Genomic DNA, 10,394 nt, shown 5'->3' with positions numbered 1-10,394 from the left:
CTTTGAGAATTACTTCTCTATTTCCCATTGGTAAATCTCTTACCAAATGACTTTTATTTTGATGAAGCCGATGACTTCCCTTACAACACCGGGGGCAATCTGCTGTTTTTTTCTCAACTCTTACCGATAATATTAATGTTTCTTCTGTTTCTTTGCTCTCTTCTACCATGACACCAGGTAAATTTAGTAATTTTGTCATTATTCTTTTCATAATTGATTCTAAATGTACTATTGTTCGGCGCTATTATAACATTTTAGCACACTAAGTACGGAAGAGCCGCTAACTCACCCGGAGTTTTCGAGCCATGCAGTTCAAGAACTTTCAATCCCGGCACCAATTCCTCACCGTCAGATAGCCAACGCTGACAGGGAATAGGGAAAGTTTCTTTTTCCGCAGCGGGAGCTGCTATCTTAGCACCAGTGAGTTGAGCTATATCTTTTGTTGCGCGTATATGATCGGAGTTGGTAATAACAATCCAGGCAGCACCGCCCAAAGAATTGAGGCGATCGCGATCGTGATTTGATAAAGGTAAGGGATCTATCAGGATATTACCTTCTGGACGAATCCACGCAACGCTATTGAAATCTACGTTGCGTTCGGTATCAAAAGATGACCAAGTATATAGGTCAGGGCGATGGAGTGATTTCATCGAAATTGCTGAGATATTTGGCTAGCTATTTTGACAATACCACTGTTGTTCCGCTCAAGTATCAAATTTTTTGCTTTTAGCAACGAAACTAGATGTTTCTGGCTGCTGTTCTGGCGGTCTGGTAAACCACCAAGCCCAGGCAATTAAAACTGCTTGAAAGGGAAGTCGCGCCCAGTAAAGTAATTGATTGTGTGGAATACCTTCAATCGGAATATTATTGACCGCTTGGTTGATATTGGCAGGGAAAACGGCAATAAAAAGTGCAATCAATCCCCAAGCAGCAGCAGGACTTACGAACGGTATCAGTAACCCAACTCCACCCAGAATCTCAAAGAAGCCGCTAATGTAAACTAACTCCAAAGGATAGGGAAGTTGCGGCGGCACGATTTTTACAAATGGTTCAGGCTTGACAAAGTGCAGCACGCCTACCGTCACCATAAATATCGAGAGGATGACGCGGTAAATTTCTTTCCACCTATTCACGTTGCCGCTGTTCTGGTTCATATTCTGAAGAAAGATTAAGTTGACTCTTTCAATTTAAATTCATCAAACTTGATAATTTCTCCCCCTTTGGCAATATCAAAGCGATAACTGCTCACCGTCCCAGTTCCGGTATCGAAAATGCTGAAAACAGTGATATCGTTGCTGGCAATGTAAGGCATTGGCTGACCGTTTTCATCTATCAATGGATCGATTGTAGGTACTACTGGTTCTAGTCCATTCGGATCGCCAGTTGCAACATAATCTTCCTGATAGCCGATGGGAATATTATTGCGCTGCTTATCGCCGATAAAAGCACCGTAAGAATTGCCCACATTCGAGCTTTCCAAAAAGTGCATTCCGCTGTTGCTAATAAATCGATTCCACAAATGGGAATGTCCGTAAAAAACCAGTTGGACGTTAGCAGCTTCTAGGAGGGGTATGACATCGCGGATGATGTAATCTTCTTGTTTTGGGTACTCGTAGCGGATGGATTTGATATTGCGATCGATTACTTGCACTGGGTCGGTATAAGCAGGAACAATGTTTTCACCCAGTGTATGAGGTGGGTGATGAAACATTACGACTTTGTACTTAGCTTTTTTAAATTCCGGGCTATTGAGTTCTTGTTCTAGCCAGTTGTACTGAGTGCTGCCTTTTTTAATGGGCTCAAAGATGTGCTGTCCGTATCCCCACTCAGTTGGGTTGTGGAAATCTCCTTCAGATTCGCGATATTTTCCCTTAACATTCGCCGCCAGACTAGGCGATCGCCAAATACTGGTGACGTATGCTACCACCAACCGCACATCCCCAAAGGTAAGTGCATAATATTTTTTACCCCCGGTCGAACTGGAGGGTAGCGTAAAAATTTCTTCGTATGTATCGGTATTAAAAGAATTATTTTTCAGCCAAGTTTGTTTCACTTTAGGGTCATTATTTGGATTCAATTCCTGAGCATTTTGGGCGTAAATTTGTGCGGCTGCTGCTAGGGGAAATGGATCGCTAAACTGAGACTTGAGATCGGTTTCCATTGAGAAGCGACCCATCACTTCATGGTTGCCAAGGGCTGGAAAAAGTGGGGCGTGTTGAATAAGCTGCCCGCCTGTGTAAACGGTTTTGATGCCGTTTTTGTTAATTTCGTGGCTTGCACGACCCTGTAGGCAAGGGAAAAAGGCAACTCCACGACGATCGTCAAACCATTCAGAAGCGCGATCGGGAACATTTACCAAGTCACCAACGGCGAAAACCGCATCCACCCGTTGCACCGTCTCGGCTACCTTTTGCAAATTTGCAGGCGTCATCGGCATTAATTGGTGGTCAGATGTCAGTAAAATTTTCAGTGGCGTTCCTGCTGGTGGCGAACTAGCAAGGGTGAACGTATCGCTGCTGACTGTTTGACCATCTGACTGCACGCTGGTAACGCGATAAGGAACTCGTTTACCTGGAATTAATCCGTTGACTTCTGCCTCGTGTCGCCAGATATCGCGGATTGTGGTTTTTTGATAAATTTCGCCATCTTCGGTTTGTTTACCTACTTTTGAGTTCCGATCTTCGCGAGTCCGACTTAGCTTAATGGTAGTTGCGACAGCAGTATGATTTAAGTCATCACCGTAGTTAACGGTATGGCGGGAACCAGCAAATTCGGTAAACCAAACAACCCGCACTCCTGTTTCGGTGGGAAGTTGCAAAAATGGATCGGTTAGCAGCTGGGGTGAAGAGGACATAAATAGCGGATTGGATACGGATACGTTTATTAAGATAAACGAAATTATGACCATAAACACAGCACCTAAGCTGGCTTTGAGTTTTTTGTTCAGATAGCTTATCGTTGTGCGGAAATAATTAAAGTTTGTCATAATTAAAGTGAAATGGTGAAAATAAGTCGATAGTCTTCCATATTCGGAAAGGAGTAAATCCAGGATTTATGATGACAAATGAAACGATTAAGCTAGACCAGTTTTTAAAGTTCGTAGGTATAGCGCCGACGGGTGGACAAGCTAAACTGCTGATTGAAGATGGTAGGGTGAAAGTTAACGGTATGACTGAAACCCGGCGAGGACGGAAATTGGTGTCGGGCGATCGCGTGACGGCGTTTGGACAAACTTATCAAGTCAGGTTGAACGGTTAAAGCTTCTAAGCGGTGTAGGGTGCGTTGCAACGTACCCTACGAGGAGAAGTAATTGGAAGGGCGAAGCACTTGCGAATTATGTTATTGCTAATACCCAAAATTTAGGCGCAAGTGCTTCGCCCCTACCCTTAGCTAACGTTTGGGATTGTTTCTCATGGCTTTATGAATCTTTTTCCATTTTTCCTTCTCACTTAAATACGCTTTTTGGTCTTGTTTTCGCGCCATGTATTTAAGCTCATTTTGGAGTTTTTGATAGTTTTGGAAGCGTCGCTCATCAAGGGTGCCATCTAAGAGAGCTTTTTGCACTGCACAACCCGGTTCTTTTTCGTGTTGGCAGTTACGGAAGCAACATTGGTTTGCTAGGGTATTGATGTCGGTAAATGTTTCCTGAAAACCATCATTTCCATTCCAGATTTGGATTTCGCGCATTCCCGGAGTATCAATTAACAAACCGCCAGAAGGCAAGATAATTAATTCTCGATGTGTTGTAGTGTGCCTACCTCGACTATCTGTTTGGCGTACTGATTGAACTGCTTGAATGTTTTCTTCAGCTAATTGATTAACGATTGTGGATTTTCCAACTCCAGAAGATCCCACTAATGCTACAGTCTGTCCAATACCGAGATAAGGAATCAAGGCTTCGATGCCTTGATTTGCGATCGCACTCAGGACAATAATCGGGACTCCACAGGCTATTGCTTCTACTTCAAGTCCGATCTCCTCAACATTATCGCATAAATCGGCCTTGTTCAAAATGATGACTGGATTAGCGCCACTTTCCCAAACCAAAATCAAATAGCGCTCGATTCTCCTGATATTGAAATCTCCATCTAACCCTGAAACCAAAAATACCCTATCGATGTTGGTGGCAATTATTTGCTCATCTGTTTTTGCACCAGCTATTTTTCGAGAAAATTTGCTTTTTCTCGGCAATATCTCATGAATTGCGGCTCTTTCTTCATCGTTGATGATACTAATTACTACCCAATCTCCTACTGCTGGAAAATCTGTGCGTCCCCCTGCCCGGTGGCGCATTTTCCCGGTTACTTCTGCCGAGATTTCTCCAAATTCAGTGTAGAGAATATAAGTGTTTTTCTGTTCTTGGACGACTCGACCAACAGTATATCCTTGTCGAGAATAGCTGTCAAAGTTTTTGGCAAAAAAACTATTCCAGCCCAATAACTCTAAATTCATTGAAGTTTCCTCGATGTGTGCATATAGTTGCCAAAACGCTCACAGAGGAATTGCGTAAATTAAGATCGCGCATCACGATGATTGAATCAAAAACTCTGTGAGGTTGCTGTGTTGTGTATGAAGGGTGATAGCAGTCTTAATGGCGACAATCTCTGTCATAATTCTTACTCCTTGATGTTAGTCAATCGATTTTAGTCAACAATTTGCCGATCGGGTCTATTGTAACATTATACTACATCAAAAGCAAGCTGTGCAAAATATTGACTTTTGTAATGAGTTAAGGTATATGAAAATTCGGTAAATTGGTCAGCATAGAGTCCCATATAGCGGTTTTCAGTTGCATGAAGTACAGCCTGGGATAGGGGCTCTTCCGTACTTACTATGCTATTTGAGTAGAGGGGGAGAGTGGGAGAGGAGAAAAGAAATAAAAATGTTCTTAAGTGAACAAAAGCATAGCAACTCCGAAAGAGCCGGATCTCTGTACCACAGCCAGATCTAAAAAGCGATATGAAATACATAAACCCCATCGGGAAACCGTAGTATAGTTAAGATGTTGGCCTTTAGACGATCGCATCTGTATAGAACTGTACATTTAGCTTTTAAGGAGTCGAAAAATGCGAATTGCTCAGGATATCACCAAATTGGTCGGCCATACGCCTTTGGTTCAACTCAATCGGGTTCCCCAGTCGGAAGGATGTTTGGCGAGAATTGTTGTGAAGCTGGAAGGGATGAACCCAGCGGCTTCGGTGAAAGACCGCATCGGTGTGAGCATGATCGAAGCAGCTGAGGAAGCTGGACTGATTGAGCCCGGTAAAACTGTTTTAGTCGAACCCACTTCTGGCAACACAGGTATTGCCTTGGCGATGGTGGCAGCTGCCAAAGGCTACAGCTTGATTTTGACTATGCCGGAGACTATGAGCCAGGAACGGCAGAATATGCTGAAAGCCTATGGTGCCAAACTGGAACTGACGCCGGGGTCGGAAGGCATGAAAGGGGCGATTAGGCGTGCGGAAGAAATTGCGGCTGTGACTGCCAATGCTTTTATGCCGCAACAGTTTAACAACCCAGCCAATCCCCAAATCCACCGGGAGACAACAGCTGAGGAAATATGGACTGATACCGATGGGCAAGTGGATATTTTGGTATCTGGAGTTGGTACTGGTGGCACACTTACCGGGGTAGCTGAGGTAATTAAGAAGCGAAAACCCAGTTTTCAGGTAGTTGCCGTTGAACCTCTCAGCAGTGCAGTTATCTCTGGAGGTCACCCTGGATCTCACAAAATTCAAGGGATTGGAGCTGGGTTTATCCCGGAAGTTCTGCGAGTAGAGCTGATTGACGAAGTTGTCACGGTTGCGGATGAGGAGGCGATTTACTACGGTCGCCGATTGGCTAGGGAAGAGGGGTTGCTGTCGGGTATTTCGTCTGGGGCGGCTTTAGCGGCGGCGATTCGGGTTGGCAAACGTGCAGAGAATGCGGGTCGTTTGATTGTGATGGTGCAACCGAGTTATGGCGAACGCTATCTGAGTACGCCGTTGTTCAAGGATTTGGAACTGTTTGAAAGTGCTGCTCTCAATTAAGTGTCGGGACTTACGCATTTCCACAAACGCTCTAATGGGATGCGTTTGTCCTAACAACTTTCACCAGATAGAAATCGATTTTGGATTGTCAGAGGTTACAAATATCCAAGCGTGTATAAAAATTGTCTGCACTCCGCGACCACAGCCCCCATACTAAAGATGCCACCCACGCACCGCAACCGGGAAGGTGGCCTGTGGGGGCATCGCTACTATAATTGAGCGATGAGATGCTCAACCATTCTCCTTTGACGCGCCAACCGACGATATCGCCCATTTTTTCCCAATCTCTTCCCATTTCTTCATAATAGATGCGCTTTTGCACGCTAAAGCCGAAGCGCCCTTTTGAGTACTCGACCCAAAGGCGATCGACTGTGCGTAGGTCAGCGCAGGATAATTTGCTCATACCATCCTCATTTAGCCAGCCTTCATGTTCCCGTCCGGTAGCCTTGAGCATGACCGATCGCGTTTCCTCATCAGCCTCTTTCCACTTGCCAGCTGCCAGCAAGTCACGCAAGCGAGTGTAGTTACCATCGACATCAGACAATTGCATTGCCCACCAAAAAACCTTTTGCCTGTAAGAATTGTAGCCGTTGTCAGTCTTTGGGCATTGGGCAAAAGGGCATTGGGCATGAATGACTAATGACAAAGCAAAGAAAAATGGTAGGGGGTAGCTGGGTAAAATTTTGACCCATTTATCTACCACCTACCACACCTTGAGCTACCTAAAATCGCGCAACCACAAACAATCGTCATTTTGACAGCGGTTGCGAAAATCTAAAAGCAATTAAACAGCATAGGATGCGAAAATACCTAAAGCATCCTAATTCTCTCGGGTCAGCTGTTCGATCGCATCAATCAGTTCTGTTTGCTTAAACGGTTTGCCAATGTAAGCATCCGCACCCACCTTCATTCCCCAATAGCGATCGACTTCTGTAGTTTTTGCCGAACACATAATTACTGGGATGTCCTGCGTCTTTGGTGTTTTTTTTATACGACGGCAGACCTCGTAACCATTCATCTTAGGCAAGAGAACATCCAGTAGTACCACATCCGGCGAAGAATCAAGTATCCGCTCTAAGGCTTCTACGCCATTTCTGGCGGTTGTTACTTGAAAGTCTTTGCCTTCAAGGAACTCTGTTATCATCTGCCGTTGTGCGGTGCTGTCTTCTACAACTAGAATCGTACCCATATAAATTTGTTTTCTGTTATAGAATCAGTTTGTTTCTCATAGCTCCATCTTAGAATTAGTATAGAGAGGCTACATGAGGCGCAAGTCCTGAATCGATCTGGGACTTTAGTCCTAGAGCGGCTTGGGATTGGTGATTTGGCATCGCCCGATCGCAACAACCTCGATTTTTGGTTGTCTAAAACCTTGTGATTAGCTCTCTGACGGCAGCTCGTACATATCTTGTACTGATTCTTCTCGTCAATGTTTTGAGCGAAACCTTGACATTCTCATTGCCAATGGTGTATAAGTTTTTAATTCCCGGTTCCGATTATGATTCGTATTTTGTTAGTTGACGATCAGAGCCTGATCCGTCGGGGGTTAAGCGAATTGCTAAGGTATGAGGATTCCATTGAGGTAGTGGGAGAGGCGGATAACGGCAAAGCTGCTATTTCTCAAGTGGAACTGTTGCAACCGGATGTCGTACTTATGGATATTCGGATGCCTGTGATGGATGGGGTGGCGGCGACTAGGGAAATTTGCCAGCGTTTTCCGCAGACGAAGGTACTGGTGTTGACTATTGATGACGATGATGAGTATGTAGCCAAAGCGTTGCGTTACGGAGCTGCTGGGTATTTGCTTAAGGATACGCCACCGGAAGAGATCGCCCAGGCTATTCGAGTGGTATATAAGGGCTATACTCATTTAGGGCCGGGTTTGGCTAAGAAGATTATGGCACAACTGCCTACGAAATCTCCCAGCCCTCCGCCTGGTTGGAGTGAACTGACGCCTCGTGAGCAGGAAATTTTAAAGTTGATTGCGACTGGTGCAAGCAACCGGGAGATTGCACAAACGCTTTACATTTCTGAGAAGACGGTGAAAAACCACGTCACGAGTATTTTACATCGGTTGAATTTACGCGATCGCACTCAGGTGGCTATTTTTGCTAATTCTTTTCTGCCTTCCCCAGCTAATTAACTTTAAATACAATATATTAAGTCCGTGAATCTGCGGTTGACAAATTTCACTCGCTGAAATTAGGTTGTGTAGCAGCGAATTCAATTCGCTTGCTTTTTGAGAAGCATACTATGAACAATATCTAACATCGGTGGTGGTATGTCCGTAAATCTTTTGACTAAACGGCTCACTCTCGACGACTTCATTTTGGAGATGATGCGTATAGCACCGCAGGATCTCAACTTGGAGCAGCTGCAAGATTTAGTGGCACAGCTAGACTTGAACGATACCTTACTCAGACAACATATCACGTTTTCCGACAAGACTTATGCGCGAAAGCTGCTTTGTCGGACATCCCGGTTTGATATGCTGGTGCTGAGCTGGCATCCAGGTCAGTTTACCACAATTCACGATCATGCGGGAGCTTTGAACGTGACTCGCGTTAGAAGCGGTACGCTGACAGCACGGCTGTTTGAAGTTTACGATAAAAGGTCATCGACAGAACAATTGGTGCGAGTTGGGTCGGAGGAACAGCTGGTCAGGGGTGAGTTAGCATCGGTCGATCGCGATCGCATTCACCAGCTGGCGAATACCTCGGATGAAAAGCTGGTTACCCTGCACGTCTACGCGCACCCGCTTAGCAGTATCAATGTATACTGTCCTAACTCCGGTCAGGTCGATCGCGTTGCTCTCCAATATACCCTAGAACAGTAATTGATAGAAATCCTTGACTAAAAATAACTTGCCGATCTCAATTGCTATTATTGGAGGTGGCTTCAGCGGGTCGATCGTTGCCGCTCATCTGCTCATAAATGCCACTTTTCCCCTCAACATTAAACTGATCGAACGCAGACCCACTTTCGGACGAGGAGTAGCTTATGGAACTAAGTATGGTTGCCATTTACTTAACGTTCCCGCTGCCAAAATGAGCGCTTTTCCCGACGATCCCGAACACTTTCTGCGTTGGGTACAAAAAGAAGAACAAAGTCGGGGTAACCTGATGCCATCAGTCGTAAAGCCAGATACTTTTGTGCCTCGCAAGATTTACGGCGAATACGTTCAAGCTGTCTTGGATGAGGCGGAAGCTGCTGCAAAAGAGAATGTGCAACTGGAGCGGATCAAAAACGAAGCTGTATCAATTTCACCAGATGCCAATGGTGCAACTGTGTCCTTAAGCACTGGTCAAACGCTACGCGCAGACAAGATTGTTCTCGCTTTGGGAAATTTCCCGCCTACCGACCCAGCCATTCAGGATAAATCTTTTTATACCAGTTTGCGCTACGTAAGTTACCCTTGGTCTCCTCATGCGCTTAGCGACATAGACCCGAATGACGCAGTTTTGTTGATCGGATCGGGGTTGACGATGCTGGATTTGGCTGTAGCTTTGAAAGAACAAGGTCACGCAGGTGCGATTCACGTAGTCTCCCGTCACGGGCTGCTGCCTTATCCCCACAAGTTTACCACGCCTTACCCAGCTTTTCTCAGCGTTGAAGGAGCGCCGAAAGCTATTCGGAGTTTAGTTCGTTTAGTGCGTGAGGAAGTCAAGAATGCGATCGCTCGCGGTTATGACTGGCGTGCTGTGCTAGACTCGCTGCGTCCTATCACTCAGCAACTCTGGCAGCAACTGCCTCTAGAGGAACAGCGACGCTTTCTACGCCACGTTCGCATTTACTGGGAAGTGCATCGTCACCGCGTTTCGCCGGGAGTTGCCGATATTGTTGCCGAAATGCTGCACTCAGAGCAAATGGTAGTTCATGCAGGTCGCATTCAAGCTTACGATGAAGATGATGAGGCGGTAGATGTGGCGATTCGCAAGCGGCATACTACAGACATTGAGGTAGTGCGGGTGGCGCGGGTAATTAACAGCACTGGTACGGAGTGCGATTATCGAAAATTTGGACATCCGCTCATCCAAAATTTGCGATCGCACGGTTTCATTCGTTCCGATGCTTTGGCGATCGGTTTGGATGTTTCCCCCAATGGCGCTTTACTGGATGTTGATGGTGTGGTTTCCCAAATTTTATATACTCTGGGGCCACCTCGACAAGGACGCCTTTGGGAGACTACTGCTGTTCCCGAAATTCGGGTGCAAGCTCAAGAGTTAGCTCAAGAGTTATTGCGATCGAGGAATTATAGCTAGGGACTAGGGGCTAGGGGCTAGGGGCTAGGGAAGAGGGAAGAGGGAAAAGCTTACTCCGTAAGGGATTATGAACCAGAGGTAAGAGTTGGAGTTGCCCTAACCG

At 45.6% G+C, this 10,394-nt stretch carries 12 protein-coding genes; 5 read left to right on the top strand and 7 right to left on the bottom strand.

Features of this window, described 5'->3' with window-relative positions; translation table 11 throughout:
• From LAY41_RS31800 to LAY41_RS31785, 4 genes are all read right to left on the bottom strand, one after another.
• Positions 1–211, bottom strand: a 211-nt coding sequence (locus LAY41_RS31800; RefSeq protein WP_249106675.1) for a transposase family protein, incomplete at its 3' end; no start/stop codon positions are given.
• Positions 212–254: 43 nt separating this feature from the next.
• Entirely contained in the window at positions 255–650 is a 396-nt protein-coding gene (locus LAY41_RS31795; protein ID WP_249106673.1) for an MBL fold metallo-hydrolase, read from the bottom strand.
• Positions 651–704: 54 nt separating this feature from the next.
• A complete protein-coding gene (locus LAY41_RS31790) occupies positions 705–1,154 on the bottom strand; it encodes a DoxX family protein (RefSeq protein WP_249106671.1) in 450 nt (149 codons plus the stop codon).
• Between the two features lie 14 nt (positions 1,155–1,168).
• A complete protein-coding gene (locus LAY41_RS31785) occupies positions 1,169–2,908 on the bottom strand; it encodes a metallophosphoesterase family protein (RefSeq protein WP_420840367.1) in 1,740 nt (579 codons plus the stop codon).
• A 146-nt stretch (positions 2,909–3,054) separates the two neighbouring features.
• Here LAY41_RS31785 and LAY41_RS31780 point away from each other — a divergent pair, with 146 nt between their 5' ends.
• Positions 3,055–3,258 (top strand): RNA-binding S4 domain-containing protein, encoded by a 204-nt coding sequence (locus tag LAY41_RS31780; RefSeq protein WP_420839130.1) that lies wholly within the window; start codon positions 3,055–3,057, stop codon positions 3,256–3,258.
• A 132-nt stretch (positions 3,259–3,390) separates the two neighbouring features.
• Here the strand turns inward: LAY41_RS31780 and rsgA are convergent, their stop codons facing one another.
• Complete coding sequence (rsgA, locus tag LAY41_RS31775) at positions 3,391–4,452, bottom strand: ribosome small subunit-dependent GTPase A (RefSeq protein WP_249106669.1); 1,062 nt, start codon at positions 4,450–4,452, stop codon at positions 3,391–3,393.
• Positions 4,453–5,066: 614 nt separating this feature from the next.
• Here rsgA and cysK point away from each other — a divergent pair.
• Positions 5,067–6,029 carry a cysteine synthase A gene (gene cysK / locus LAY41_RS31770; protein WP_249106665.1) on the top strand — a complete coding sequence of 321 codons (963 nt, stop codon included), beginning with the start codon at positions 5,067–5,069 and terminating at the stop codon, positions 6,027–6,029.
• Positions 6,030–6,117: 88 nt separating this feature from the next.
• On the opposite strand, the gene LAY41_RS31765 is transcribed toward cysK, so the two are convergent.
• Together LAY41_RS31765 and LAY41_RS31760 are read right to left on the bottom strand one after the other, a co-directional pair.
• Complete coding sequence (locus LAY41_RS31765) at positions 6,118–6,732, bottom strand: GUN4 domain-containing protein (protein WP_249106664.1); 615 nt, start codon at positions 6,730–6,732, stop codon at positions 6,118–6,120.
• Positions 6,733–6,849: 117 nt separating this feature from the next.
• Positions 6,850–7,218, bottom strand: coding sequence for a response regulator transcription factor (locus LAY41_RS31760; RefSeq protein ID WP_249106662.1), 369 nt, complete (start codon positions 7,216–7,218; stop codon positions 6,850–6,852).
• A gap of 309 nt (positions 7,219–7,527) precedes the next feature.
• On the opposite strand from LAY41_RS31760, the gene LAY41_RS31755 reads away from it, so the two are divergent.
• From LAY41_RS31755 to LAY41_RS31745, 3 genes are all read left to right on the top strand, one after another.
• Positions 7,528–8,172 (top strand): response regulator, encoded by a 645-nt coding sequence (locus LAY41_RS31755; protein ID WP_249069966.1) that lies wholly within the window; start codon positions 7,528–7,530, stop codon positions 8,170–8,172.
• A gap of 138 nt (positions 8,173–8,310) precedes the next feature.
• Complete coding sequence (locus LAY41_RS31750) at positions 8,311–8,865, top strand: cysteine dioxygenase (protein ID WP_249106660.1); 555 nt, start codon at positions 8,311–8,313, stop codon at positions 8,863–8,865.
• Positions 8,866–8,878: 13 nt separating this feature from the next.
• Entirely contained in the window at positions 8,879–10,291 is a 1,413-nt protein-coding gene (locus LAY41_RS31745; protein ID WP_249106659.1) for an FAD/NAD(P)-binding protein, read from the top strand.
• Positions 10,292–10,394: the final 103 nt, after the last annotated feature.

Origin of the sequence: Argonema galeatum A003/A1 (assembly GCF_023333595.1) — a bacterium.
Classification (GTDB): domain Bacteria; phylum Cyanobacteriota; class Cyanobacteriia; order Cyanobacteriales; family Aerosakkonemataceae; genus Argonema; species Argonema galeatum.
The sequence above is the reverse complement of the archived record's forward strand: the minus strand, read 5'-3'. Positions and strand labels throughout refer to the sequence as shown.